23 protein-coding genes are annotated in these 26481 nt (G+C 56.3%); 12 read left to right on the forward strand and 11 right to left on the reverse strand.

The window, feature by feature from the left end:
• Nucleotides 1–104: 104 nt before the first annotated feature.
• On the reverse strand, nucleotides 105–422 hold the full coding sequence (locus AC19YQ_RS03260) for an ElaB/YgaM/YqjD family protein (protein WP_133077877.1): 318 nt from the start codon (nucleotides 420–422) through the stop codon (nucleotides 105–107).
• Nucleotides 423–600: 178 nt separating this feature from the next.
• On the opposite strand from AC19YQ_RS03260, the gene AC19YQ_RS03265 reads away from it, so the two are divergent.
• Nucleotides 601–852 carry a hypothetical protein gene (locus AC19YQ_RS03265; RefSeq protein ID WP_133077876.1) on the forward strand — a complete coding sequence of 84 codons (252 nt, stop codon included), beginning with the start codon at nucleotides 601–603 and terminating at the stop codon, nucleotides 850–852.
• Nucleotides 853–960: 108 nt separating this feature from the next.
• On the opposite strand, the gene AC19YQ_RS03270 is transcribed toward AC19YQ_RS03265, so the two are convergent.
• Nucleotides 961–1443, reverse strand: a complete 483-nt coding sequence (locus AC19YQ_RS03270) for a GreA/GreB family elongation factor (protein WP_500594572.1) — start codon at nucleotides 1441–1443, stop codon at nucleotides 961–963.
• Between the two features lie 124 nt (nucleotides 1444–1567).
• On the opposite strand from AC19YQ_RS03270, the gene earP reads away from it, so the two are divergent.
• The 3 genes from earP (at nucleotide 1568) to AC19YQ_RS03285 (ending at nucleotide 4210) form a co-directional block, all read left to right on the forward strand.
• Nucleotides 1568–2701 (forward strand): elongation factor P maturation arginine rhamnosyltransferase EarP, encoded by a 1134-nt coding sequence (earP, locus tag AC19YQ_RS03275; RefSeq protein ID WP_500594573.1) that lies wholly within the window; start codon nucleotides 1568–1570, stop codon nucleotides 2699–2701.
• Nucleotides 2702–2750: 49 nt separating this feature from the next.
• Nucleotides 2751–3323, forward strand: coding sequence for an elongation factor P (locus AC19YQ_RS03280; protein WP_016780001.1), 573 nt, complete (start codon nucleotides 2751–2753; stop codon nucleotides 3321–3323).
• Nucleotides 3324–3457: 134 nt separating this feature from the next.
• Nucleotides 3458–4210: a sulfite exporter TauE/SafE family protein gene (locus AC19YQ_RS03285; protein WP_339474323.1), complete on the forward strand. Its 753-nt coding sequence runs from the start codon at nucleotides 3458–3460 to the stop codon at nucleotides 4208–4210.
• Here the strand turns inward: AC19YQ_RS03285 and AC19YQ_RS03290 are convergent.
• On the reverse strand, nucleotides 4200–5057 hold the full coding sequence (locus tag AC19YQ_RS03290) for a LysR substrate-binding domain-containing protein (RefSeq protein WP_133077872.1): 858 nt from the start codon (nucleotides 5055–5057) through the stop codon (nucleotides 4200–4202). The two genes, AC19YQ_RS03285 and AC19YQ_RS03290, sit on opposite strands and share 11 nt — an antisense overlap.
• Nucleotides 5058–5153: 96 nt before the next feature.
• Between AC19YQ_RS03290 and AC19YQ_RS03295 the strand changes: the two genes are divergently transcribed.
• On the forward strand, nucleotides 5154–5333 hold the full coding sequence (locus AC19YQ_RS03295) for a DUF1127 domain-containing protein (RefSeq protein ID WP_500594574.1): 180 nt from the start codon (nucleotides 5154–5156) through the stop codon (nucleotides 5331–5333).
• Nucleotides 5334–5468: 135 nt separating this feature from the next.
• On the opposite strand, the gene AC19YQ_RS03300 is transcribed toward AC19YQ_RS03295, so the two are convergent.
• Nucleotides 5469–6815: a class II 3-deoxy-7-phosphoheptulonate synthase gene (locus tag AC19YQ_RS03300; protein WP_339474320.1), complete on the reverse strand. Its 1347-nt coding sequence runs from the start codon at nucleotides 6813–6815 to the stop codon at nucleotides 5469–5471.
• A gap of 158 nt (nucleotides 6816–6973) precedes the next feature.
• Between AC19YQ_RS03300 and AC19YQ_RS03305 the strand changes: the two genes are divergently transcribed.
• Together AC19YQ_RS03305 and AC19YQ_RS03310 are read left to right on the forward strand one after the other, a co-directional pair.
• Nucleotides 6974–7729: a spermidine synthase gene (locus AC19YQ_RS03305; protein ID WP_133077869.1), complete on the forward strand. Its 756-nt coding sequence runs from the start codon at nucleotides 6974–6976 to the stop codon at nucleotides 7727–7729.
• 370 nt (nucleotides 7730–8099) lie between these two features.
• Nucleotides 8100–9770 (forward strand): DEAD/DEAH box helicase, encoded by a 1671-nt coding sequence (locus AC19YQ_RS03310; protein WP_133077868.1) that lies wholly within the window; start codon nucleotides 8100–8102, stop codon nucleotides 9768–9770.
• A gap of 172 nt (nucleotides 9771–9942) precedes the next feature.
• Here the strand turns inward: AC19YQ_RS03310 and AC19YQ_RS03315 are convergent, their stop codons facing one another.
• Nucleotides 9943–10710 (reverse strand): DODA-type extradiol aromatic ring-opening family dioxygenase, encoded by a 768-nt coding sequence (locus AC19YQ_RS03315; RefSeq protein ID WP_500594575.1) that lies wholly within the window; start codon nucleotides 10708–10710, stop codon nucleotides 9943–9945.
• A gap of 101 nt (nucleotides 10711–10811) precedes the next feature.
• Here AC19YQ_RS03315 and AC19YQ_RS03320 point away from each other — a divergent pair, with 101 nt between their 5' ends.
• The gene (locus tag AC19YQ_RS03320) at nucleotides 10812–11477 is read left to right on the forward strand and encodes a thiopurine S-methyltransferase (RefSeq protein WP_326398296.1); all 666 of its coding nucleotides are present in this window, start codon (nucleotides 10812–10814) and stop codon (nucleotides 11475–11477) included.
• A 56-nt stretch (nucleotides 11478–11533) separates the two neighbouring features.
• On the opposite strand, the gene htpX is transcribed toward AC19YQ_RS03320, so the two are convergent.
• Together htpX and AC19YQ_RS03330 are read right to left on the reverse strand one after the other, a co-directional pair.
• Nucleotides 11534–12421, reverse strand: coding sequence for a protease HtpX (gene htpX / locus AC19YQ_RS03325; protein WP_133077865.1), 888 nt, complete (start codon nucleotides 12419–12421; stop codon nucleotides 11534–11536).
• 313 nt (nucleotides 12422–12734) lie between these two features.
• Nucleotides 12735–13946: a pyridoxal phosphate-dependent aminotransferase gene (locus tag AC19YQ_RS03330; protein ID WP_095028529.1), complete on the reverse strand. Its 1212-nt coding sequence runs from the start codon at nucleotides 13944–13946 to the stop codon at nucleotides 12735–12737.
• Nucleotides 13947–14168: 222 nt separating this feature from the next.
• Here AC19YQ_RS03330 and msrB point away from each other — a divergent pair, with 222 nt between their 5' ends.
• Nucleotides 14169–14564: a peptide-methionine (R)-S-oxide reductase MsrB gene (gene msrB / locus AC19YQ_RS03335; RefSeq protein ID WP_133077864.1), complete on the forward strand. Its 396-nt coding sequence runs from the start codon at nucleotides 14169–14171 to the stop codon at nucleotides 14562–14564.
• 15 nt (nucleotides 14565–14579) lie between these two features.
• Nucleotides 14580–15065: a glutathione peroxidase gene (locus AC19YQ_RS03340; RefSeq protein ID WP_326425728.1), complete on the forward strand. Its 486-nt coding sequence runs from the start codon at nucleotides 14580–14582 to the stop codon at nucleotides 15063–15065.
• A 126-nt stretch (nucleotides 15066–15191) separates the two neighbouring features.
• On the opposite strand, the gene AC19YQ_RS03345 is transcribed toward AC19YQ_RS03340, so the two are convergent.
• Entirely contained in the window at nucleotides 15192–17507 is a 2316-nt protein-coding gene (locus AC19YQ_RS03345; RefSeq protein ID WP_500594576.1) for a response regulator, read from the reverse strand.
• Nucleotides 17508–17682: 175 nt separating this feature from the next.
• Between AC19YQ_RS03345 and AC19YQ_RS03350 the strand changes: the two genes are divergently transcribed.
• Nucleotides 17683–18576 carry an ATP-binding protein gene (locus AC19YQ_RS03350; protein ID WP_500594577.1) on the forward strand — a complete coding sequence of 298 codons (894 nt, stop codon included), beginning with the start codon at nucleotides 17683–17685 and terminating at the stop codon, nucleotides 18574–18576.
• Nucleotides 18569–19051: a free L-methionine (R)-S-oxide reductase MsrC gene (locus AC19YQ_RS03355; RefSeq protein WP_339474312.1), complete on the forward strand. Its 483-nt coding sequence runs from the start codon at nucleotides 18569–18571 to the stop codon at nucleotides 19049–19051. Before AC19YQ_RS03350 ends, AC19YQ_RS03355 begins: the two co-directional genes overlap by 8 nt.
• Before the next feature lie 6 nt (nucleotides 19052–19057).
• On the opposite strand, the gene AC19YQ_RS03360 is transcribed toward AC19YQ_RS03355, so the two are convergent.
• The 3 genes from AC19YQ_RS03360 to AC19YQ_RS03370 all read right to left on the reverse strand — a co-directional run bounded on the left by AC19YQ_RS03360 (nucleotide 19058) and on the right by AC19YQ_RS03370 (nucleotide 26366).
• Entirely contained in the window at nucleotides 19058–22012 is a 2955-nt protein-coding gene (locus AC19YQ_RS03360) for an HD domain-containing phosphohydrolase (RefSeq protein WP_500594578.1), read from the reverse strand.
• A gap of 95 nt (nucleotides 22013–22107) precedes the next feature.
• Complete coding sequence (locus tag AC19YQ_RS03365) at nucleotides 22108–25731, reverse strand: transporter substrate-binding domain-containing protein (RefSeq protein ID WP_500594579.1); 3624 nt, start codon at nucleotides 25729–25731, stop codon at nucleotides 22108–22110.
• Nucleotides 25732–25739: 8 nt separating this feature from the next.
• Nucleotides 25740–26366 (reverse strand): response regulator transcription factor, encoded by a 627-nt coding sequence (locus AC19YQ_RS03370; RefSeq protein ID WP_219262499.1) that lies wholly within the window; start codon nucleotides 26364–26366, stop codon nucleotides 25740–25742.
• Between the last annotated feature and the right edge of the window lie 115 nt (nucleotides 26367–26481).

A 26481-nucleotide genomic window follows, 5' to 3' on the forward strand; every position in this document is an offset into this window, starting at 1 on the left:
GCCTGCATAGAATGTCACTGAATATGTCGATAATTTAATTCTATAAACAACAAAGCCCTTGGCTATGACGGCCAGAGGCTTTGTTTTAAGACGGGATGCGTGACCTAGTTGCGACGGCCCAGCAGCAAGCCCACGACCAGTCCGAAGCCGGCCGAAATAGCCACGGTTTGCCACGGATGGCCACCGATATAGCTTTCAGTGGCATCGACCACAGGCTTGGTGCGTTCACGCACGTTAGTGACCGAGTCCAGCGCTTGCTTGAGCTTGAGACCAACCTGCGCACGCAGGGTTTCACCTTCTTCACCGACCAGGGACACGCTCTCCTTGAGCAGCTTTTCAGATTCGGCAATCAGGTCTTGAAGTTCGCTGAACGCTTGATCCTTGATTTGATCTTCAGCTTGTACGGCATTTTTGCGAGCCATTGCGGTACTCCTTGCAGTTGAAATGGGTGATGAGTAATGGAGTCAACCCAATGCCAAAAAGTTGCATCTGTTTTGAGCCGGGTGTTGTTCTGACCTGACAGCGTAGTCAAAAACCAGACGGAGACACTTCTTTGTAGGGTGTAAGATGTCCCCTAAATTTACGCCGCAGGAAATTCTCATGAGCTTCAACCTCGCCAACAAGCCTCTCGCTGAGCGTGCTGCGCTTGAAGATGAAAAATCCCGACTGTATGACCTTTGGCAGAGCAATCTGGGCAAGGCCAAAGGGGATGCGGCGCGCTTGTTCGGGGAGCGCGCCAAGCGCAAGGGCAAGTGGGCTGAATGGGTGCGTTCGGAGCTGGACGCCATGTCGCCACCCGAATACGCCAACATGGTGCGCAGTGAAGTGAATCGCATGATGGCCGCCAAGTAAGCGTTCTGCAAAACCCGTGGGAGCGGGCTTGCTCGCGATGAGGGCGACGCGGTTTACCTGACTGCTCGAGGTGATTTCATCGCGAGTAAGCCCGCTCCCGCAGGTCGCTCAATGAATCTCGCAGACGGTAAATATTTGCAGCGCCCCGCCCACATTGATCTGCATCTCGTCATCCAGCTGCTTGCCCAGCAAGGCAGCTCCCAGCGGTGAGCGCGGGGTGATGACGGTCACTGAGTGCCCGTCCTGTTCGAGTTTGAGGCCGGCAGCGTCAGGGGCCAGGAATAACCACTGCTCGCTGCCGTTTTCAGCCTCCAGATTGACCAATGCCCCGACTTGAATGCCCTGCGCCGCGCAGTACGGACCCAGGGTCATGCTGCGACAGTTCTTGAGCGCCTGGCGAATCTCTTCAACCCGGCGCGCCTGGCCTGTAGCCAGGTAGGATGCTTCAAGCCCAAGGGTGTCGTACTTGTTCTCGGCAATATTTTCCGCGTGGGTCGCAGCTTCATAGGCGGTTTGAGCTGCGCGCTGGAGCACATCAAGGTCGATTTCGAGTTTGTCCAGCATCAGCAGGTGCACAGCGGTCTTGTTCATGGTCGCAGCTTGAGAGTGACGAACGGCGATTGTCGCACGAGTGTCGCGCAGATTTATCCGCCATAAACCTTCTGTACGCGTTGAATTATGCGGACAATCAGCCCTTTGAATGTTGGAGCCCGGAATGAAAGCCTCCTGGGATATTTTTTGCAGTGTGGTCGATAACTACGGCGACATTGGTGTGACCTGGCGTTTGGCCCGCCAGTTGGTGGCCGAGCATCAGCAGGGCGTGCGTCTGTGGGTCGATGATTTGCGGGCGTTTGTGCCGCTGTGCCCTGAGGCCGATGTCGGCGTGGCACGCCAATGGCAGCAGGGGGTCGAGGTGTGTCAGTGGCCGCAGCTGTGGCAATCCGTCGACGTTGCCGATGTGGTGGTCGAAGCATTCGCCTGCAAACTGCCCGAAGGCTACCTGCAGGCGATGAAGGCCCGCGAAACCCCAGCGTTGTGGATCAATCTTGAATATCTGAGCGCAGAAGACTGGGTCAGTGGTTGCCACGGTTTGCCCTCCTTGCGCCCCGATGGCTTGAAGCGGATGTTCTTCTTTCCGGGTTTTGATGCGGGCACTGGTGGCTTGCTGCGCGAAGCCGACCTGTTGCAGCGACGTCGAGCCTTTGAGCTGGATCCCCAGGCCAGGCAGGCGTTTTTGCAGGGGCTGGGTGTTTTTCCGGCAAGCAACGCACGTCTGATTTCACTGTTTGCCTATGAAAATACCGGGCTTGCCAGCTGGCTGGATGCCATGGCCGCGGGCAGCGTGGCGACGCATCTGTTGGTGCCCCAAGGGCGGATCATGGGCGATCTGCTGCGCTGGCTTGAGGTGGATCAGTTGGGTTTGGGGGATGCGCAGCAGCGCGGGGCTTTGACCGTTCAGGCCTTACCGTTCGTCCGTCAAGAAGATTACGACCACCTTTTGTGGAGCTGTGATTTCAATGCGGTGCGCGGCGAAGACTCGTTTGTGCGGGCGCAATGGGCAGGCAGGCCACTGCTTTGGCATATTTATGAGCAGGAAGAAGACGCCCATTGGGTCAAGCTCAATGCGTTCCTCGCGCTGTATGTCAAAGACCTTACGCCGGCCGCAGCCCAAGCATTTACCGGGTTGTGGCACGCCTGGAATGGTGGCTGCGATATGGCTCAAAGCTGGAATCTGCTGCTTGAGCACTGGCCCGAGATCACTGCGCATGCCGAGCAGTGGTGTCTGGAACAGTCATTGCAGGCCGATCTTGCGCAAGCGCTAGTACTGTTTTATAGAAATTGGATATGATACGCGGCCTAGATTTTTGTAAATCTCAATCCAAATTCGGATACTCGCAATGAAAACTGGTAAAGAGCTTAAACCCGGTACAGTCATCAAGCTCGAAAACGACCCTTGGTTGGTTCAGAAAGCTGAATTCACCAAGTCCGGTCGTAACAGCGCAATCATGAAGACCAAGCTGAAAAACCTGCTGACTGGCTACAAGACTGAAATCGTATACAGCGCTGACGACAAGCTCGAAGACGTGATCCTGGATCGCAAAGAAGCGACCCTGTCCTTCATCAGCGGCGACACCTACACGTTCATGGACACCACTGACTACACCATGTACGAGCTGAACGCTGAAGACATCGAAGCCGTTCTGCCATTCGTGGAAGAAGGCATGACCGACGTTTGCGAAGCCATCTTCTTCGAAGACCGTCTGGTTTCCGTAGAGCTGCCGACCACCATCGTGCGTCAGGTTGACTACACCGAAGGTTCCGCTCGCGGCGACACTTCGGGCAAGGTGATGAAGCCTGCCAAACTGAAAAACGGTACCGAGCTGAGCGTTGCTGATTTCGTAGAAATCGGCGACTGGATCGAAATCGATACCCGTGACGGTGGTTCCTACAAGGGCCGCGCCAAGGTTTAAACCTTGCGTTAACCGCACGATGAAAAAGCCCGGTCTTATGGCCGGGCTTTTTTTTGCCTGTCAAAAAGCCTGGTTTAGAGCTTTGCCCTGAGTAGGGGACTGGTTAGCATGGGCGCTCATCATGAGGGGCTGTAATGCTGATCGATTTTGCAATGTATACAGCCCTGGGCCTCGCCCTTGGCGCACTGGGCGGGTTGTTCGGGATTGGCGGCGGCTTGATCGCGATCCCGGTTTTAGGATTATGGTTCGGGCTGGATCAGCAATTGGCGCAAGGCACTGCCCTGGTCATGGCGGTGCCCAATGTGTTTCTTGCCCTGTATCGCTATCACCAGCGCAATAAAATCGATCTGCGCCAGGCAGTGCCGTTGGTGCTGATGAGCTTTTGCTTTGCTTGGCTGGGGGCAATGCTCGCGGTTGGGGTGGATCCGCGCAGCATACGCTGGGGTTTCATCGTCTTTTTGCTGGCGATTACCCTCTACAACCTGATCAAACTCTATAGCTCGCCCGCTCAACCGGTTGCAGGCTCGCGTTACGGCTGGCCCTGGTATGGCGCGCTGGGCGCCTTGGCAGGTACCACGGGCGGGTTGTTTGGTGTCGGCGGTGCCGTAGTGGCGGCGCCGGTACTGACCAGTGTGTTTGGCACCACCCAAGTGGTGGCTCAGGGCTTGTCGCTGGCCCTGGCTGCACCGAGCACTGCGGTGACGCTGCTGACGTACGCGGTGCATGACGAAGTCAACTGGGTCATGGGTGTGCCGCTGGCCATTGGCGGGCTGTTGAGCATCAGTTGGGGGGTCAGGGCCGCCCACGCCATGCCGGAGCGGGTATTGCGCGGCTTGTACTGCGCCTTTCTGTTGTTGTGTGCGGGCTTGCTGGCAATCAAAGCTTAAAGCCTTCAACGATGTACTCGGCAAAGCACTCAATGATCGGCGACGACGCACTGTTGGGTTTGCGTAGCAGCACAATACTGGCGGAGGGCAGCACGGGCAGGTTCTCCGCCTCGCCGATAATGCGCAGGTCGGGCGTCAGCAGGCTCTGCAACTGCGCGGTCACGGCCAGCCCGGTGCTCACCACGGCATTGATGGCTGCCAGACTGGCGCTGGTGTAGGCAACCCGATACTCGCGCTGCTGGATATCCAGTGCATTGCAGGCCCAGGTTCGGCAAAAACAGTCGGTATTGAACATTGCCAGTGGCAGGGGCGTTTGTTCGTGGGGCGAGAAACCTTGTGCCACCATCCACACGAACCGCTCCTGACGCAGGATCTGGCCCATCTCGGTGCCAGGTTTGCGGGTCACGATGGTCAGGTCCAGGTCATTGCGCTGCAACAGTTGCGATGACGGTTCACAGTGCACTTCGACATTGATCAGCGGGTAGTCCTGGGCAAAACGCGACAGCACGCCAGGCAAAAATCGCATCACGTAATCATCAGGCGAGCCGATTTTGACGGTGCCCACCATCTGCGGCTGACGCAGTGTGTTGAACACTTCGCTGTGCAGCTTGAGGATACGTCGTGCGTAACCGAGCAACACGTGGCCCTCGGGGGTAAGGCTTACGTTGCGTCCTTCGCGCTGAAACAGCGCACATTGCAGCACGTCCTCTTCCAGTCGCTTCATCTGCATGCTGACCGCTGACTGGGTGCGGTTGACCACTTCGGCCGCACGGGTGAAACCACCCTGATCGGCGATCGCAGCAAAGGTGCGCAGCAGGTCGGTGTCGATACTGGGAAATTCGGCCATTGATCAATCTCGCAGATGTATCGCATAAGAAACATTCGTTGGATTGATCTTAAGCCCGGGCCGAGACTTGAGCCATACCTCAGGAGGGCTCAGGTGATGAAAGGTCAAAAAAGTGTGATGTGGTTTGCCCGTATATCCCGCTGGTATCAGCTGTCGCGGGAAAGGGCGAATCTGAGGCAGATCAGTGATGCGGCGCTCAAGGATCTTGGGCTGAGCAGGGCGGATATCGAGATCGAAAGCCACCGGGCTTTTTGGGATGATCCGTTTAACAAGTGAGGCGGGCTCACCACAACCCACCTGTGGGAGCGGGCTTGCTCGCGATGGCATCAACCTGCTTTGCCTGAGGCACCGGGGTGTCTGCATCGCGAGCAAGCCCGCTCCCACAAGAGTTTCATCCGCAAGGTGTGTGGATCAGCGTTTAACTTGCTTTAACGTCTCGGCAATCAAAAATGCCAGTTCCAGCGATTGATCGGCGTTCATGCGCGGGTCGCAGTGGGTGTGGTAACGGTCCGACAAGCCATCCTCGGTAATCGGGTTGGCGCCGCCGATGCACTCGGTGACGTTCTGGCCGGTCATCTCGATGTGAATCCCGCCGGCGTAGCTGCCTTCAGCCTCGTGAACCTGGAAGAACTGCTTCACTTCCCCAAGAATCTGCGCAAAGTCGCGGGTTTTGTAGCCGCTGCTGGCCTTGATCGTATTGCCGTGCATCGGGTCGCAGCTCCACAGCACCTGTTTGCCTTCGCCCTCTACGGCGCGGATCAGCTGCGGCAGGTGATCGCCAACCTTGTCGGCACCCATGCGCACGATCAGGTTAAGACGGCCCGGGTCGTTGTCCGGGTTGAGAATATCGATCAGGCGGATCAGGTCTTCGTTGTTCATGCTTGGGCCGACCTTGACCCCGATCGGGTTATTGACCCCGCGCAGGAACTCGACATGGGCGCCGTCCAGCTGGCGCGTGCGGTCGCCGATCCACAGCATGTGCGCCGAGCAATCGTAGTAGTCGTTGGTCAGGCTGTCGCGGCGTACGAAGGCTTCTTCGTAGTTGAGCAGCAGTGCTTCGTGGGCGGTAAAGAAGCTGGTCTCGCGCAGTTGTGGCGAGCTGTCCATGCCGCAGGCGCGCATGAAGGCCAGGGTCTCATCGATACGATCGGCCAGCTGGCTGTATTTATCAGCCAATGCCGAGTTGGCGATAAAGTCCAGGTTCCATTTATGCACTTGATGCAGGTCGGCAAAACCGCCCTGGGCAAAGGCGCGCAGCAGGTTCAGGGTGGCGGTGGACTGGTGATAGGACTGCAGCAGACGTTCCGGATCAGGGACACGGCTTTTTTCATCAAAGCCGATGCCGTTGACGATATCGCCGCGATAGGCCGGTAGCGTAACCCCGTTAATGGTTTCGTCATTGGCCGAGCGCGGCTTGGCGAACTGACCGGCCATGCGTCCGACCTTGACCACCGGGCAGCCTGCCGCGAATGTCATCACAATGGCCATTTGCAGCAGCACCTTGAAGGTGTCGCGAATCTTGGCTGCCGAAAACTCCGCAAAACTTTCAGCGCAATCGCCACCCTGAAGCAGAAACGCCCTACCTTGAGTGACCTCGGCAAACTGACGGCGCAGTTCGCGGGCTTCGCCAGCGAAGACCAGTGGCGGATAACTGGCCAGGCTTTGCTCGACGCGCAACAGGTGTGCTGCGTCAGGGTAGTGGGGTTGTTGCTGAGCTGGCAGGGCGCGCCAGCTGTCAGGTGTCCAGATTTGGCTCATCGCAGACTCTAGTATTTGTAGGAGATGGCCCATGTTAGCAGCAATTAGTGCGTGACCTCTTGCGCCGCAATGGCCGACAATTGCGCCTTTGCGCTCGACATCGAGTGGCTGTTTTCTACAGCGTTGCGGGTGATGCCGGGACGCGGCAAGGAGAGGAAATGTCTGAGGAGCGCGTAGAGCGTCTGCTCGCTGAAGTCCATGATGACTTCGGCATGATTCGAGTGCTGGAAGTGGCTGACTATCGCTTCCTCGAATTTGGCGATGCGATCGAGCAAAGTTGCGTGTTCACTGCGGATCCCAGCTGGCTGGAATACGACTACACCCGCGCCATGCTGATCGGTGCGCTGTGCCATGACGCCCCCGAGAGCGCGCTGTTCCTGGGCCTTGGCGCAGGAACCCTGACCCAGGCCTGCCTCAAGTTCTTGCCTCTTGAAGATGTTGAAGCCATTGAACTGCGTCCGGATGTGCCGCGCCTGGCTATCGAGTACCTGGGGCTGGACGATGACCCTCGGTTGTATATCCGCATTGGAGATGCCATCGAACTGCTGGACAGCGCCGAGCCGGCGGACCTGATTTTTGTCGACCTTTATAACGACTTGGGGCCTGCCGCCGGGCACCTGGCGTGGACATTCCTTGAAAACTGCCAGAAGAAGCTCGCTCCCAACGGTTGGCTCATCATCAATCAGTGGGCCACCGATGACGGCAAGCCGCTGGGTGCTGCCTTGTTGCGTGGCTTGTATCACCGGCATTACTGGGAGCTGCCCGTCAAAGAGGGCAATGTCATTTTGATGGTGCCTGCCGATCTTGATCAGGATCTGGATATCGACGCCTTGACCGCTCGGGCGCAGGCCCTGGCACCCCGTTTGGGCTATTCGCTTGAGTCGTTGATCAAGGCGGTTCGCCCTGCGACCTGATGCTCAAGGATGAAACGTTTTAGCGTTTGCCCCAAGGTGGCCAGGCGTTAAACGTTTTTTTAAGGTCGAAAATATCGTTAAAGCCCGGTCTATAGAGGGATACAGACGATTGTGCCCCAAAAAAACGCTTCTTTTTTTTGATAAATCCGGTATAGTGCGCGCCGGCCTTTAGCCGGGCCACGTTTAGGTGTCGCATTTCCCGAAGCACGCTTCGGCTGCTCGTCCGTTTCGCGGACAACCCTGAACGCTCCATTCATTTAACGTTTTCGCAAATCCCCGCCGACAAAGCAGCCAGGGCGACTCTTGAGTCTTACACGGCATGCGCAGCTTTGGAGCATGGGTCTTTGCGGATGCACTTAGAGGCAGACCCATGACCCAGGAAACCGGCGGCTTCGCCGCTTTTAATCTTAATCCGAACATTCTTGCAGCTGTCATTGCGACTGGCTACGAAGAACCTTCGGCTATTCAGCATCAATCGATCCCGATCATTATGGCCGGTCACGACATGATTGGTCAGGCGCAAACCGGTACGGGTAAAACCGCCGCGTTCGCACTGCCGATCCTGCACCGCATCGATCCTGCTAAGCGCGAGCCGCAAGCCCTGATCCTGGCGCCAACCCGTGAGTTGGCGCTGCAAGTAGCAACCGCTTTCGAAACCTACGCCAAGCAAATGCCGGGCGTTACCGTTGTGGCCGTTTACGGCGGCGCCCCTATGGGTCCACAACTGAAAGCAATCCGTAATGGCGCACAGATCGTTGTCGCCACTCCGGGCCGTCTGTGCGACCACCTGCGTCGTGACGAAAAAGTTCTGTCGACCGTGAACCACCTGGTTCTGGACGAAGCTGACGAAATGTTGAAACTGGGTTTCATGGACGATCTTGAAGTTATCTTCAAGGCTCTTCCTCCAACCCGTCAGACCGTATTGTTCTCGGCAACCTTGCCGCAGTCGATCCGTGCCATTGCCGAGCGCCATCTGCGCGATCCGCAACACGTGAAGATCCAGACCAAGACTCAGACCGTTACCGCGATCGAACAGGCTCACCTGTTGGTTCACGCTGACCAGAAGACCTCGGCTGTATTGAGCCTGCTGGAAGTTGAAGATTTCGACGCCCTGATCATGTTCGTACGCACCAAGCAAGCGACCCTGGATCTGGCCAGCGCCCTTGAAGCCAAAGGCTACAAAGCTGCTGCGCTGAACGGTGACATTGCCCAGAACCAGCGTGAGCGCGTAATCGACTCCCTCAAGGATGGCCGTCTGGACATCGTTGTGGCGACCGACGTTGCTGCTCGTGGTCTCGATGTTCCACGTATCACTCACGTGTTCAACGTTGACATGCCTTACGATCCAGAGTCCTACGTTCACCGTATCGGCCGTACAGGCCGTGCAGGTCGCGAAGGTCGCGCACTGCTGCTGGTAACTCCTCGTGAGCGCCGCATGCTGCAAGTGATTGAGCGTGTAACCGGTCAGAAAGTTGCTGAAGTCCGCCTGCCGGATGCTCAAGCTGTTCTCGATGCTCGCATCAAGAAGTTGACCAACAGCCTGACTCCGCTGGTTGCTGACGCTGAATCGACTCACGGTGACCTGCTGGATCGCCTGATTGCCGATATCGGTTGCAGCCCGCGTGCTCTGGCCGCTGCTCTGCTGCGCAAGGCCACCAACGGTCAGGCCCTGACTCTGGCTGCCATCGAACGTGATCGTCCACTGGTGCCGAACAGCGCGCCACGTGAGCGTTCAGAGCGTTCGGGTGACCGTCCGGATCGTGGTGATCGTGAGCGTCGTGCTCCGGTTCCATTGGCTGAAGGCCGTGCTCGTTGCCGTACCGCTCTGGGTGCGCGTGATGGCATCGCTGCCAAGAACCTGCTGGGCGCTATCCTCAACGAGGGTGGCCTGGCACGTGAAGCAATCGGTCGCATCCAGGTGCGTGACAGCTTCAGCCTGGTAGAGCTGCCGGAAGTGGGTCTGGAAGGTTTGCTGGCCAAACTGAAAGACACCCGCGTTGCTGGCAAGCAGCTCAAGCTGCGTCGCTACCGCGAAGATTAATCACTGCTTGCTGTGATTGATCGCTAAAAAAATCCCCGACTGGTTCGGGGATTTTTTTTGTCTGCGATTTGTAGTCGCTGCCGAGGAACGAAGGCTGCGAGCTTTTATTGCGCAGCGCCCCAGATGAAGAGCTCGCAGCCTTCGTTCCTCGGCAGCGACTACGGGCCCGGATTCAACCAAATCTATAGATGTCCATCCCCAGCGCACCCAGTGTCCAGCCCTGGTGGGCAATGCTGAACGGGCCACCTGCGCCCCGGGCGAAGTACAGTGGCAGCAGGTGTTCATCGCTGGGATGATTTTTGGCTGCAAAGGGCGCCAGTTTTCGGTAGTCGTGCAGCATCGTTTCGTCGTCAGAGGCCAGTGTCTCGATCATCCAGTCACGAAAGGCTTTGGCCCAAGGCTCTACGCTCTCTGGGCCAGCGTGCCAGTCCAGTTCGCGCAGGTTGTGGGTGATGCTGCCCGAGCCGATGATCAGGATTCCCTCATTTCTCAAGGTACTCAGGGCGCGTCCTGTCTCGGTCTGGGCTTTCGGGCCCAATTGGCTGGGCAGTGAAACCTGGACCACAGGAATATCGGCTGCCGGGTACATCAATGACAGTGGCACCCAGGCACCGTGGTCAAAAGGGCGATTGGGGGCCAGCCGGGCCGGTAAGCCTTTGTCTGCAAGCAGTTGAACAATGCGGGCGGCCAGCGCCGGATCCCCGGGTGCAGGGTATTGCACGGCAAACAATGCGGGCGGAAAACCACCAAAGTCGTGCCAGGTTTCAGGTGCGTGATGGCTGGCGACCCGTAGATCAGGGCTTTCCCAGTGCGCGGATACCAGCACGATGGCTTTCGGGCGGGGCAGTTCGTTGGCCTGGCGCGTGAGCGCCGGGCCACTGGCGCCCGGTTCCAGTGCTAGCATTGGCGAACCGTGGGAGATGAACAGGCTGGGAAGCATGAAAAACATCCTCAAGGTTAAGATGTCTCATCTTCGTCCTGATCATTGATCTAAATCCAATATAAGTTTTAGTGCTTATCTATCGAATTTAAAGGTGAATCATGCAGCCCGAATTTTGGCACGACCGCTGGGACCGCAATCAGATCGGTTTTCACCTGCAGCAGGTCAATCCGTATCTTCAGCGCCTGTGGCCCACCCTTGGGCTTGAGCAGGGCGGTCGTGTGCTGGTGCCGCTATGTGGAAAGAGCCTGGATTTGAGCTGGCTGGCGGCCAACGGCTACGAGGTGCTGGGCGTAGAGCTCACGCAGACGGCCGTGGAGCAGTTTTTCAGTGAGCAGAAGGTCGAGCCGCAGATTAGCCAGCGGGGCGCCTTCAGGGTGTATGAGGCGGGCCCTGTGACGATCTTGTGCGGTGATGTCTTTGCACTGACTGCGGCCGATGTCGCCACGTGTGTGGGGGTGTATGACCGGGCAGCGATGATCGCGTTTCCCCCCGACATGCGCGAAGCCTACGCTCGGCATCTGACGAAAATCCTCACGCCGGGATGCCAGGGGCTGTTGATCACGCTCGATTACGACCAGTCTCAGATGAATGGCCCGCCGTTCTCGGTGCCGGACGCCGAAGTACAGCGCCTGCTGTCGCCTGACTGGGCGCTGGAAGTCGTCGAGGAGCCGGATGTACTCGACCAGGAATGGAAGTTCCTCAAGGGCGGTGTGACGCGTCTGGTGGAGCGGGTTTATCGCCTGGAAAAAACCGGCAAGGCCTGAATGCGGACATGAAAAAAGGGCGACCTCAGTCGCCCTTTTCTTTGGTTGCCGTGGGGTTAGCCGCGGCGACGCAGTGCATCGATACGTTCTTCCAGTGGCGGGTGGCTCATGAACATCCGCGCCAGGCCTTGTTTGAGGCCGCCGTTGATGCCAAAAGCAGCCATGGTGTCCGGCATGTGAACCGGTAGACCCTGTTCGGAGCGCAAGCGCTGCAGGGCACTGATCATGGCCGACGTGCCAGCAAGCTGTGCACCGGCTTCGTCAGCCCGGAACTCGCGTTTGCGCGAGAACCACATCACGATGGCGCTGGCCAGGAAACCCAGGACCAGTTCAGCGAAGATGGTCGCGACGTAGTAGGCAATGCCGCGGCCTTCGTCGTTCTTGAAAATCACCTTGTCGACAAAGTTGCCGATGATCCGGGCGAAGAACATCACGAAGGTGTTCACCACGCCTTGCACCAGTGCCAGGGTCACCATGTCACCGTTGGCAACGTGACCGATTTCGTGTGCCAGTACGGCTTTTACTTCATCTGGCGAAAAACGCTCCAGCAAACCTTGGCTGACAGCGACCAGCGCATCGTTTTTATTCCAGCCCGTGGCAAAAGCGTTGGCTTCATATGCCGGGAAAATTCCCACCTCGGGCATTTTGATCCCGGCTTCGCGGGACAGTTGTTCAACGGTTTGCATCAACCATTGTTCATGACGAGTGCGAGGTTGAGTGATCACCTGGGTGCTGGTGCTCATCTTCGCCATCCATTTGGAGATGAATAGCGAGAACAAAGACCCTGCAAAACCAAAGACCGCACAGAACACCAACAGCTGACTGAGGTTCAGATCAACCCCGTTGGCCGCCATGAACCCGTCAAAGCCGAACAGGCTCAGGGTGATGCTGGCAATCAGCACGACCGCCAGGTTAGTGGCCAAAAACAGCAGAATGCGCATCATGGTTGTAAGAATCTCCTCGTCTTAAGGGTGTTGCCGTATGCGGGTATATAAGGTGCCGCCTCAGGCTATTCAACCGGGTGACTATTTCAAACTGTGTCCTACAGGCTGATTCTAGTGGCATGCCCGACATTTCCTAATCTGAATGAGCACTTTTTTTGAACAAAAGTTCCACCCAAAGCCAGTAAACAAAGGGCTTTAACGATTTTGGTTTTTTATAAAAGGAGAGTGCGGGTAGGGAAAGACGGCATGTGAAGAATGTTTCATCAGACACATGCTGTGCGACTTTTGATTGGTCGCACAGCATGTTCAGACGTTACTGACGGTAAGTCTTCAGGAAGTTACCGATCCGGCCGATGGCCATATCCAGTTCGTCAACACGGGGCAGGGTCACGACGCGGAAGTGGTCAGGCCAAGGCCAGTTGAATGCCGTGCCTTGAACCACCAGCAGTTTTTCCGAGAGCAGCAGGTCCAGAACGAACTTCTCGTCGTTGAGGATCGGGCACACCTTGGGGTCGATACGCGGGAATGCGTATAGAGCACCCATCGGCTTCACGCAGCTGACGCCGGGGATATCGTTGAGCAACTCCCAGGTGCGGTTACGCTGTTCCAGCAGGCGGCCGTTGGGCAGGACCAGGTCGTTGATGCTCTGGTAGCCGCCAAGTGCAGTCTGGATGGCATGCTGGCTGGGTACGTTGGCACACAGGCGCATGTTGGCCAGCATGTCGATGCCTTCAATGTAGCTTTGGGCATTTTGCTTGGGCCCGGAGATGGCGATCCAGCCCGAGCGGAAACCCGCGACCCGGTACGACTTGGACAGGCCGTTGAAGGTCAGGCACAGCACGTCCGGGGCCAGCGAAGCGGTGCAGATGTGCACGGCGTCGTCGTACAGGATCTTGTCGTAGATCTCGTCCGAGAACACCACCAGGTTGTGCTGGCGCGCAATCTCCAGCATGCCCAGCAGGACTTCCTTGGAGTACACCGCACCCGTCGGGTTGTTCGGATTGATAATGACCATGGCTTTGGTGTTAGGGGTGATCCGGGCTTTTATATCCTCCAGATCAGGCCACCAGTTGGCTTGCTCGTCGCACAGGTAGTGCACGGGGTGACCACCGGCCAGAGTCACGGCAGCGGTCCACAGCGGGTAGTCGGGTGCTGGCACCAGGACTTCGTCGCCATTGTTGAGCAGCGCTTGCAGCGACATCACGATCAACTCGGAGACGCCGTTGCCCAGGTAGATGTCTTCAATGCCGACACCTTCCACCTGCTTTTGCTGGTAGTACTGCATCACGGCCTTACGTGCGCTGAACAGGCCTTTGGAGTCGCTGTAGCCCTGGGCGGTCGGCAGGTTGCGGATTACGTCCTGAAGGATTTCGTCCGGCGCTTCAAAACCAAAGGGGGCCGGGTTGCCGATATTCAGCTTGAGGATGCGATGCCCTTCCTCCTCCAGACGTTTGGCGTGCTTGAGCACTGGGCCGCGAATGTCATAACAGACGTTGGCGAGCTTGTTTGATTTGCTGACCTGCATGGCGATGTGATCCCGAAAATGAACGATCCAGGCAATGTGATGATCACGGCTCTGGGAAATTCTGTGTTTTCACACAGTGGCTGACACCGGCTTGCTTCAATAATCCGTTTGAATGCAACTAGTGCGGGTGCCAGACTGGCGTTTAACGAGGCGCAATCATACGTGCCACCCGACCCCTGGAAAAGCCACCGATCGGGGTTTTTCAGTTGCAGAGGCAGAACCATGGAAAAGTTGAACAAAACCCTGGACGAATGGAAGGCCATGCTCGATCCGGAGCAGTACAACGTGTGCCGCCTCAAGGGCACTGAACGGCCGTTTTCGGGTAAATACAACGCCACTAAAACCGACGGTGTTTATCACTGTATCTGCTGCCAGGAGCCGTTGTTTGATTCGCGCGCCAAATTTGATTCAGGCTGCGGCTGGCCGAGCTTCTATCAGCCGATTGGCGAAAGCGCGATGGTCGAGATCCGTGACGTCAGCCACGGCATGGTGCGTACCGAAGTGGTCTGCGCCAAGTGTGATGCGCATTTGGGGCATGTGTTTCCCGACGGTCCGCCACCCACCGGTCTGCGCTACTGCATCAACTCGGTGTGCCTGGACCTGGTTCCCCGCGACTAATTTTGAGGCGCCGTCATGAACGACAATCTGCTCAATGTTGCATGCACCACTCTTGGCGGCGAGCCGAAAACCCTGGCGGACTACGGGGGTAAAGCGTTGCTGGTGGTCAATACCGCGAGCAAATGTGGATTTACCCCGCAGTACAAGGGGCTCGAAGCCCTGTGGCAGCAGTACAGGGATCAGGGCCTGGTGATTCTGGGATTCCCGTGTAATCAGTTCGGGCAACAGGAGCCGGGTGACGAAGCCGCCATCTCTGAGTTCTGCGAGTTGAATTTTGGCGTGACGTTCCCGCTGTTCAAAAAAGTGGACGTCAATGGCAGCCAGGCCCATCCGCTGTTTGTCCAGCTCAAGAAACGTGCGCCCGGGCTGCTGGGCTCCCAGGGTATCAAGTGGAATTTCACCAAGTTCCTGATCAGTGGCGATGGCAAAAGCATCAAGCGTTATGCCCCGACCACCAAGCCGGAGGCGCTCAAGTCGGATATCGAGGCGTTACTGCGCTAAGCCGTTGTCGCTCTGAGTCCTTGTAGCCGCGGACTCGCGGAGCGAGGCTGCGTCCGGCGGCGCAGCCGTCGCAAAAGCATGCGCGGCGGTTCGCCAGTTAAACCAGGTACTACAGGCAATGCCTTTTCAGGCTGTTTGCGGCACCCAGGTATCGATCAGCGCAGCCAGCTCTTCGCGCCTGAACGGTTTGGCCAGATAGTCGTTCATCCCCGCCGAGCGGCAGCGCTCGCGCTCTTCGGGCATTGCATTGGCGGTCAGGGCGACGATGGGTAACTTTGGCCAGCGCCCACGGTGACGAATTTGTCGGGTGGCCTCATAGCCGTCCATTACCGGCATGTTGCAGTCCATCAACACCAGATCAAAGGTTCTCTGCTCCAATTGTTTCAGCGCCTCGCCGCCGTGGGCCGCTACGACTACGTCACACCCCAATTTGCTCAACATACCCTTGGCCACGAGTTGGTTGACCGGGTTGTCTTCGACCAACAGAATCCGTGCGCGGTGCGAGACAGGCGTGCTGCTGGTCCGATCCGCCGGGATGTCTTGATCGTTTTTCTGTAACAGATACTGCAAGGTTTGATACAGCGCATGGCGCGATAGCGGCCTGGCTTTTTGCTGCAGGGGTGCCAGTGCACTGACCTGATCACTGGGCATGAAGTTGCCATAGGCAGTGACCAGCAGGATCGGTGCGCTGATTGCCGGCCGCAGGCCAAACAGGCATTCGGGGCAATCAGTAATCAACAGATGAGGGTCTGTGCCGTCCAGGCAGGCGTCCAGTGAATAGGGTGTGTAGTCGAGCCCCCACAGGGGCAAAAAGCTGGCAAGCAACTCGCTCAGGCCGCTGCTCGCCGCGCTCACCACAATAACTCGCCCGGACAGTGGTTTGGGCGTGATGGCGGGGGCGTAGCAAGGCAAAGGCAGTTCGGCACAGAACTGGCTGCCAAAACCGATTTCCGAACTGATGGTCAGTCGTCCGTGCATGACCTCGCACAAGCTGTTGGTCAGGGTCAGCCCCAGCCCTGTGCCCCCAAACTGACGGGTAATGCTGGCTCCAGCCTGGGTAAAAGGGCTGAAAATTCGCGCCTGAGCATCCTGGGCAATGCCGATGCCGGTGTCGCACACCTCGATGCGTACCTGATCGCCCTGTGCGCTGAGGCGCACATCCACCCGTCCGAACCGGGTGAATTTCAGGGCATTGGATAGCAGATTGCTGACGATCTGGCGCACCCGTGTCGGGTCACCCAGCACTAATGCGGGGAAGTTCGGGTCGATCAGGCACGTCAGCTCCACGCTGGGGGCTGCGTTCTGCGATAGCAGGTTGGCAGTGTCTTCGATCAGCGAACCCAGGTCGAAGGCAATATGTTCGAGCTCCAGTTGGCCGGCATCGAATTTCGACAGGTCGAGAATGTCATTGAGCAGTTCGACCAGGACTTTGCCAGAGTCGTGGGCTATGGACAGTTGCTGGTGTTGCTCGGCATTGAGCGGGCTGTCCAGGCACAGAGCCAGCATGCCCAGCAAGCCATTGAGCGGGGTGCGTATTTCGTGGCTCATATTGGCCAGAAAGGCAGACCGTGCCTGGGCCATTTCCAGTGCAGTGCTGCGCGCAGATTCCAGCTCTTCATTGGAGTGACGCAGTTGTTCGTTGATGGTTTCCAGCTCTTTGGTGCGCACCGAGACGATGGTTTCCAGTTGCGCCAGGTACTCGGTGAGGCTGTTTTCAGCGCGGCGCCGATACTCCATTTCACGGGCCATTGCCTCGAACTGTTGATTGGCGGCGTTGACCAGCACACCAATTTCATCGTCTTCATGGCCGCAAGGGTACTGCACCTTCGATTGGCCAGGGTCACCGGGCTGACGCTGGCTTATCTGTCGAATCACCCGTACCAGCGGCTTGGTCAGCATGACGTAAAACAGGCCCAGGAGGATAAAGGTCAGGATGATGCTGCGAATGAAACCGCTGAGCAGCGTGACTTCCGCCCGCTGCAAAAAACGCTTCCCGAAGGGGTAGGTATCCACCTCGAGGTGTAAAACCCCGATGCTTTGTTCAGGCAAGTGATTGAAGTACAGTCGTTGGTCAAATGAGCGATTGGAACCAAACAAATAATCGCTGAGTGCTCGATAACGCCCGCTTTCAGGCTGATCCTGAACAGCTGCCAGGACCACATTGTCGCTGTCGACAAGTTGTGCGCCGGTGATCGCCGGTGATCGCAACAGACCGAGTAAAAGCTCTTGTGCCAGCTCTGAGTCGAGGTTGTAGGCAATGCGCGATGCCGGGTTGTGGCTGATCTCAAGCAGGGACTGGATTTCGCGATTGATGGCGGCGTTTTCACTGGCATAATCGATGCCGATTTGTAGCAGGCTAAGGATGGATCCGAGAACCAGGCCGACCAGCACAGTCAGTTTTGCTTGTTTGAAAGACAGGCGATGGGTGAGTTTTATATCCATGGGGTGCTGCACCTGTTTCCATTTCCTTGCGGCGTGCAAGAGTAGTCGATGTGTAGGACAACCGGCAGGTATAACTGCGGTATTTGCCGCAAACCGGGTGAGTCATGTCGTAGATGGCGGATAAATGTACTTCATATCAATATGCCATCATTGTGTATCAGTCTGAGGAAATGTTGTGAATTCTAAACTGGATGCCTTTTTGGAGCGTGCCGAAGCGGTCCTTGCACGTCTTGAACCCTTGCTGCCAGCGCAGCGTGAACCGATTGAGTGGCACGAGTGCCTGGCTGCCCGTTGGCAGCGTGAAGGTCGCTCCGGTTACCTGCTACCGTTGCAGGTCAGTCTTGAAATGCGCCTTGCGGACCTTATCGGCATTGATAATCAGCGTGATCAGTTGGGTCGCAACACCCGGCAGTTTCTCGACGGTTTGCCAGCCAACCATGCCCTGTTGTGGGGATCACGGGGTACGGGCAAGTCATCGATCATTCGTGCCTTGCTGGCGGAGCACGCAGATGCCGGGCTGCGCCTGGTTGAAATCGAGCGCGATCATCTGGCCGATCTACCGCGAGTGGTCGAACTGTTGCAGGGATTGCCTCAACGTTTTGTATTGTTTTGCGATGACTTGTCCTTCGAGGCTGGCGAAAGCGATTACCGGGTGCTGAAAAGCGTCCTCGATGGCTCCCTGGAGCAAGCGCCGGATAACGTGTTGCTTTACGCAACCTCGAACCGTCGCCATCTGGTGCCTGAAAAAGAGAGCGACAACGAAAACTGGAAGAACGTCGACGGTGAGCTTCATCCCAACGAGGCTGTAGAGGACAAGATTGCCTTGTCCGACCGTTTCGGCCTCTGGCTGTCGTTCTATCCCTTTACCCAGGAGCACTTCCTGAGTGTGGTCGAGCACTGGATCGACGTATTGGCCAGCAAAGCCGGTTTGCAGTGGCAACGCGACGAAGCGCTGGATATTCTTGCCGTGCGCTGGGCGACCGGGCGAGGCAATCGCAACGGCCGTTGCGCCTATCAGTTCGCGCGTTACTGGGTGGGTTTGAAATTGTTGGAGCAAGTGAATGATTGATTTGAATGCCACAGGTGCCGGTCTGAACGGCTACACCTTGTTGCAGGCTCAACTGGAGTCGTTGTTGGCGGATGAGCGGGACTTTATTGCCAATGCCGCGCAATTTTCGGCATTTTTGTTTCACCAGCTTGATGATCTGAACTGGGCAGGGTTTTACCTCAACCGCAATGAAGAGTTGGTGCTGGGCCCGTTCCAGGGGCAGATCGCCTGTGTCCGGATTCCTTTCGGACGTGGCGTTTGCGGGGCCGCGGCTGCGAGCAGGCAAACACAGCGGGTTGAGGATGTTCACGCATTTGCCGGGCATATCGCTTGCGACAGCGCTTCCAACAGTGAGCTGGTCGTTCCGCTGATCAAGGATGGCCGGCTGATCGGTGTGCTCGATCTGGACAGCCCAAGTGTCGGGCGGTTCAGCGAGCAGGACCAGCAGGGCATTGAAGCACTGGCTGCGATCTTTCTACGTCTGAGCGATTGCTGATACCGGTCAAGTCGTCAGCCCGGCCTTGAGCATGAGCGCATCGATGTCGACTGAATCGATTTGTTCCGGTTCGAGAAACTGCCGGGCGTACTGCATAAACACCTGTTCGTGCATAAACAGCGCGAACAGTTGGGGGTCAATATGGGCATCGCGGCACATCGTGGCCATGATGCTCAGGGCCTCACTTAACGTCTTGCTGCGTTTATAGGGGCGATCCGAAGCGGTCAGTGCCTCGAAAATGTCGGCAATCGCCATCATCCGCGACTCCAGGCTCATCTCCTCACGCTTCAAGCGTTTTGGATAACCGCTGCCGTCCATTTTTTCGTGATGTCCACCTGCGATCTCCGCGATGTTGCTCAGGTAACTGGGCAGGGGCAGGCTGCTGAGCATCAGGATGGTTTGAACGATGTGATTATTGATGATGTAGCGTTCCTCATTGGTCAATGTGCCGCGCTTGATGCTCAAGTTGTACAGTTCGCCGCGGTTGAACTTGTAGTGCGGCACGTCGAGTTTGAAGCCCCAAGGGTTTTGCGCAGCAATCACGTCGGCTTCAGGCCGGATGAACAGGTGCTCCGGTTTGTCGGCGAGCAATCGCTCTGTGACCGGCAAGGCTTGTTCCTCGCGGGTGGACTGGCGTTTGTGCTCTTCCCAGGACACCCCAAGCCGATCGTCCAGAGTCCGGCTCCATGTGCGTCGTGAAATGGCGTTCAAACGCTCAAGATCAGCTTCCATCATGGCTTCACCTCCCACATTGCATTGGGCGACAAAGGCAAAATCGTCATCCAGCGCCGACAAGCAGGTGTCGCGCTGCTCCGTGAGTTGTTGATCATTGCCGCCCAGGGCGCGCGCTTGCCAGTAGTTGATCCATGCATCGCGCTTGAGCACTTCAAAACGGGTGCGGATCTCGTGAATGCGGTCGTACAAGGTTTCAAGCTTGGTGGCCTTGTCGACCACATACTCCGGCGTTGTGACCTTACCGCAGTCGTGTAGCCAGGCCGCGATACGCAGGGCCTCCCATTGTTCGTCCGAGGGGTTGTACTGCTCAAACGGTGGCTGCTGGCTCGCCGCCGCCGCTTGGGCCAGCATCAGCGTGAGGGTTGGAACTCGCTGGCAATGGCTTGCCGTATACGGGCTTTTGGCGTCAATGGCTCCAGCCAGCAGTTGAATCAAAGCATCCAGTAACTGCTTTTGCCGTGCTTGCAGGCGCTGGCTCTCAATGGCGACCGCAGCCGTGCCTGACACCGCCTGGATAAAGGCAATCCGGTCAGCCCGCAGATGATCCTGATCGTCAAGCGAGCCACTGTTGTTCAACACCAGAACCAGAATGCCGACGGTCTCGCCGTGGCGGTTGTGCAGGCGAATGCCGATCAGATGGATGCTCTGGCTGCCCAGTTCGTGCATCAGGGGTTGCAAGTCGCCAGCCTGCTCGAGAGTGAGTGCGCGGGCCACACTGTCATGGCCTTCGAAAAGTGCGCGCAGCCATTCGGGGCTCTGGCTATCGTCAGGGTCTAATACCGACTGCGGCTGGGTTGTGAGGTCCTGGGGCTGGCCATTCATGATCAAGCCTTTTAGCTCCAGCTGCGTACTGTCGGTTTTTGCAAGGTAGATGAGCCCGGCCTGTGCCTGGGCGATTTTGAGCGTCTCAAACAGGACTGACTGCAACAAAGGTTCAAATCGGGTGTGAGCAGAGAGGCTGGAGGTGATTTCAAAAAAACTGGCGAGTGTTTGTCTCATTCGTCCCATGGAGGCTTCCAGCTGGTCGATTTCAAGCACGGGCGACTGCTTCCTGGGCGCGTAGTTGAAATCAAACCGCCGAATGGCATCGGCCTCACGCACCAGTGCCTGCAAGGGCTTGACCAGTAATCGTGACGTCACCCAACCCATGGGTACGCACAGGAGGAGGGCGACCAGCGTCACCACAGCACCTTGCCATCGCAACTGATAGGCATCTGCCAGCAGTTCGTCTTCCGGGACCATCATGGCCAGTTGCAAACCATTGGAGCCGCCGTCGTCCACCTTGAATTGTGACGTGATCCATTGGCGATGACCGTCGTTCAGGCGCTGCTCGGCGGTTGCACCCTGCTCGATCAAATAGCTCAGGGCCGGGCTTAATTCCGAGACTTTGGGCAGTTTTGCAGGATCCTGGGCGGTTAACAGTTTGTTGAAGTCCGGATAGGCGATCGCCCGGCCATCGCCATCGAATAGAACGATTTGCGTACCGGGCGTTGTCTGATGGCTGGCGAGGGTGCTGGACAGCTGAGACAGGGTTACGTCGGCACCCATCACTGTATTCGTAGCGCTGCGTCTGGCTAAGGTGGTGCCCACTTCCCGGGTGGAAAAAAACAAATAGGGGCTGGTGGTGGCTTGATTGTTGTCGGCGTGCACCGGGATAAACCATTTTCGGGTGCGGGGGTCATAGGTTTCATCCGGGATGTTTCGCTCTTCCAACTGGGTCAAATGTTCATCCAGGTATATTTTTTTTGACTCAACCGTACCGTTTGGTTCCGAGCGTTTTATCGACCAGACTTCGTAATTCGCTTGTGGCGGTGCGTGCAACTGCAGCCTGATCGCTTGATTGCGCAAAGGCCTGACCAGGAAAAAGTTTCCGTTGTCGTCTCCCAGGAACAAAGCAGACAGGGTGTGGTTGTCTTCGAGGGTTTGTACGAAGGGCTGCAACAGCCCCATTCTCAGTTCGACTCGATCAGTCATGGCATCAGGATTGAGAATCAGCAGGTTCAGTGCGTGCCTTATGGGTTGGTAGGCATTGAGCAAATCATGCTGCACATCCTGTTCGATATAGCCGAACAGCTTTTTACTGCTGTCTAGAATGATGTGGGTGGTTTGTAGATAGTTAAAAACGCCCAGCACCACGCCGAGCATAAGCAACAAAAATGTAAACATCGCACTGATGTGGACATGCAAAGGGAATTGGCGTTTGTGGGAGTGCGCAGTGTTGCGCATGAGCGTTTTCTCCGCAGACAAAAGCGTGCTGGTGCATGTAAGCATAGTAAAACCGGGCCAAATTGCTCATTTTTTGGTCCGGTTCAGCCGGCGGTTCAGGTGTTGTTAGCCAGCTTTTCAAGTTGCCGGGTCAACGCCTGTTCGAGTTCCTGCAAGGCGCCTTGTACCCGATGGCGAGCCTGGGTGAGGTTGGCCCGGTTTGCCTGCTCCAGCGCTTCACACTGCGTGATCAGGGTATTGGCTCCCACAATGCGGGCCGCGCCTTTTATCCGGTGAGCAATGTCGCCAAATGCTTGCAACTCCCCGTTGTCAGGAATCTCAAGCAACGCTTTAAGATCCTGCCGGTTACTGCGTATCAGCTCTTCCAGCAAGCGTCGGGTCTGTACGGTGTTGTGTCCTGAAAGTGAGTAAAGGCATTCAACGTTGAACACCTGCGAGCAAGGGTAAAGTGGCTCAAGGGTTGTTATTCGTTGGCTCAGCAGGGTCAGGCTGATGGGTTTGAACAGGCAGTCGTCCATCCCGGCCTGCTCGCAGCGCTGGCGCTCTTCAGGTTGGGCATTTGCAGTAAACCCCAGCACCGTACAGGGGGGTTGTTGTAGCGTCCGCTCATGCTGGCGTATGGCTCGAGTCAGGTCATAGCCGTTCATGACAGGCATGTTGCAGTCAGTAATGACCAGATCGAATGCACCCTTTTTCCAGGTTTCCAGTCCAGATGCACCATCGTGTTCTGTGGCAAAACGATGCCCTAAAAATCCCAGTTGCTGGCACATCAGCAACCGATTCGCGGGATGGTCATCGACTACCAGAATATTAAGTTGGCGAGCCGCCGGATTGATTGCAGGTTCTTGCGTTGCAACCATCGGAGAGGGTGCCAGGGTTGGAACCTTGAGTGATATTTGAACCAGGGTGCCAACCTGGGGTTGGCTGCACAGTTCGAGACTGCCGCCCATCATTTCGCACAGGCTGCGGCAAATTACCAGACCGAGACCTGCGCCGTTGAGGGCGAGTTGCCCGCTGTTTTCCACTTGTGCGAAGGGTTCAAACAGGCGTGCCTGATCGCCCTTGCTGATGCCGATGCCTGTGTCTTTGACACTTAACTTGAGTTCAACCTGATCAGCAGTGTGGGTGGGTAGCAAGTTGAGTTCGAGGGTTACCTGGCCTTGTTGGGTGAACTTGATTGCATTGCTGATCAGGTTGGTCAGGATTTGCTTGAATCGAAGTGGGTCGATCAGTACATCGGGGGCGTTGTCTTCGGGATTGAATATCAGGGAAAGGGTCAGGCTTTTTTGCCGGGCCAGGCCATCAAAAACCCTGATCACGGAACTTGCAAGACATCGCAGGTTGACGCGTTCAGGAGACAGATTCAGCCGCCCGGATTCGATGCGGGCAATATCGAGAATATCGCCGATCAGTTCCAGCAGGTCCTTGGCCGAGTTGTAGGCAACCTCAATGGAGGGACGGTCCAGATGTCCCTGGTCGGCACGCTTCAAGGTAAGTTCAAGCAAACCGATCACCGCGTTCATGGGTGTGCGAATCTCGTGGCTCATGGTTGCCAGAAAGGTGCTTTTGGCCCGGTTGGCGTCATCGGCCAACTCTTTTGCAGCGCGGAGTTCATCCAGGAGCTGGCGACGTTCACTGATATCGATCCAGCCTCCGATAATGCCCTGAACCTCACCCAGCGAATCCCGATAAGGAAGGATCCAGTGGTAGATGGTGAACGTTTTGTCGCCAATATTCAGTGGCCGATCAACGATAAGCGGTGTGCCTTCACTCATGACCCGCAAGTAGTCGGCCTGATAATCATGGGCTTCATACGTGTTGTTCAAGAGGCTGCAGGTTTGCATCACCGTTTTGCCTATGATTTCTTCTCGCTTGGCTGAAAAAGCTTCCAGGTAGCTGTTGTTACAGGTTTTAAGAATGCCTTCTCGATCACGCACATAAATTGGGTGAGACGTGCCATCGACCAGCGCCCGCATGAACTCGAACTGATCACTGAGTGCACGTTCAGCCATTTTTCGTTGGCGGATCTGACGCCGCATATAGGCATTCCAGACCAGTGACAGCAGCAGCAGAAGGCTTGTGCCAATGATGATCTGGTAGATCAGGCGGTGATAATTGCGCCAGTAACTGTCCGATGCCGGAATGTACCCACGCCAGCGGCTGTTGATAATGCCCAGCTCATCCGGAGCAATGCTCAACAGTGCCTTGTTGAGGATAGAGGTCAGCTCGGTGGCATCTCGTGCCGTAGCGAGGGAAAAAGTGGCGGGTTGGGTGCCGATGGTGGCGCTGATTTGCAAACGATCCTGAAACAGCTCGGAACTCAGCAAGTAATTGGCAATCACCAAGGTGCTGACCGCACCTTGCACCTGGCCATCGGCCAGAAGTTCTGTGGCGCCATGGATGTCCTCGGTTTCAATCAGGTTTATCTGTGGGTATTCACTGCGCAGGTATTCGGTCAGGGGGTTGCCTTGGGGCAAGGCCAGTTTTTTACCCGACAGCTGCTCAAGGCTTGTGGGTTGTTCATAGCCTTTTGCTGTGAGCAGGACAAATGAGTTCACGAGATAGGGACGAGTGAAGTTGAGGGTGTCCTCCCGGGACACCGAAGGGCTGATGGCGGCGATGATGTCGACTTCGTGTTGATTGATCATCCGGATCATGGATCTGAAGCTTTGTGCGCGCTGTATCTCGAAGCGCAGCCCTGTACGCAAGCGAATCATCTCCAGCAGATCGGCAGTAATGCCTCTGAAATTTCCGTTGGCGTTAAAGAAGGTCAGTGGCGCCAGGGTCTCGTTGACGACTACCTTGACCACCGGGTGCTGAGCCAGCCAGCGTTCTTCCAGGTTTGTCAGTTGCAGTTTTTGATCGGAGAGTAAAATGTCACTGCCTGCGCTCCAGCGTTTGGCAATGCTTTCTTGTTCACTGTTGGGCACGGCCTTGAGCGTGGCATTGATGATGTCGAGCAGTTCCAGATTGTCACGGCGTACGGCAAAACTGAAACCGTGGGCCTCGTGCTTGCCAAAATTGGCCATTTTGATGTTCTTCAGATACCCCTTGTTGATCATGTAGTGGGTCGATACCGTGTCGCCCAGAAACACATCGGCCTGATCGAAAGCCACAGCGTTTATGGCGTTTTGATAGGAAGGGTAAGACTGAATGATTGCCTTGGGGTACAGCGCCTTGACCTCATTGAGTGGCAAATAGTGGTAGACCATGCTCAGGCGCAAGCCTGCCAGTCCTTGGGAGAGCGAGCGAGTTTCTCCTTCCCGGGTGACCAGTACGGACTGATCGATGGCGTATGGAGTGGACAGCAACAGGTTCTGGTTGGCGGCTTCGAAGCCATTTGACGTGCCGAGCAGGTCGATCCGTCCCTCTTCAAGTGCCTTGATGGCAGCGTCTCTGGAAGCAAAACGCTGAACTTTTATCGAAACGTTGAGGGCTTTGGCCAGAATGCCAACGTAATCGGCGGTGAAACCTTCGTAGTCCTGACCGCTGTCGGTTATGTCGAAGGGCGGGTAGTCTGCGGTGGACGTACCCACTACAAGTTCGGGGTTGTTCTGTAGCCAATAGCGCTGTGCTTTATTCAGCGGGATGTCCATCTGATAGGAGCCCGAGCGGCTGAGCAATGAAAAGGTTTCAGTGCGGGGTGGCTCGGCGAACACTGATGTACACAGGATCAACCCTGCGAACAGTGATAAATACTTGTTTAACCGCGTGGGCATCCTATTTCTCACACCAGGGCGTTACGTTTGGCCAGTTCGATAAGGTCTACGAGAGAATTGGCTTTTAATTTCTGCATGAGCCTTTTTTTGTAAGTGCTCACCGTTTTGTTGCTGAGGAACATGCCGGTGGCGATTTCCTTGTTTGTTTTACCTTGTGCAAACAGTTTTAGAACCATGAGCTCCCGATCATTAACTTGTTTGAAAAGCTCAATTTCCGAGAAGTTGTCAGTTTCATTTTTTTCAGGAGTCAATGCTTGGCTTGGAAAGTAATTGTAGCCGGAAAATACAGCTTTTATTGCACTGACAAGTTCACTCAGTTCCTCTTGCTTGCACACGTACCCCGCAGCACCGGATTGCATGCAGCGCATGGCAAAAAGCTTGGGAGACTGAGCGGTAAGGACCAGTGTCTTAAGTGTTGAATTCATTGTGTTGAAGCGTGATAAGACTTCCAGACCATCGAGTTTTGGAATGCTGATGTCGAGAATTATCAGGTCTGGCACGCACTCCCGGATCATTTGCATTGCATCTACGCCATTGTCGGTTTCTCCGACTATTTCATAACCTTCATGTTCTAACAACATTCGAATGGCCAGCCGGATAACCGGATGGTCGTCGACAATAAAAACGGTGTTCATATTAACGCTCCCATAAACTAATTCATAGAAAGCGCGCACCTTAGCTCAGATATAAGAGCGTGAGCACGAATCGATATGCCTTCAAGCGTAGTATGGGAATTTTCCTACGGTAAAT

The sequence above is a fragment of the Pseudomonas sp. MF06569 genome (assembly GCF_059862735.1).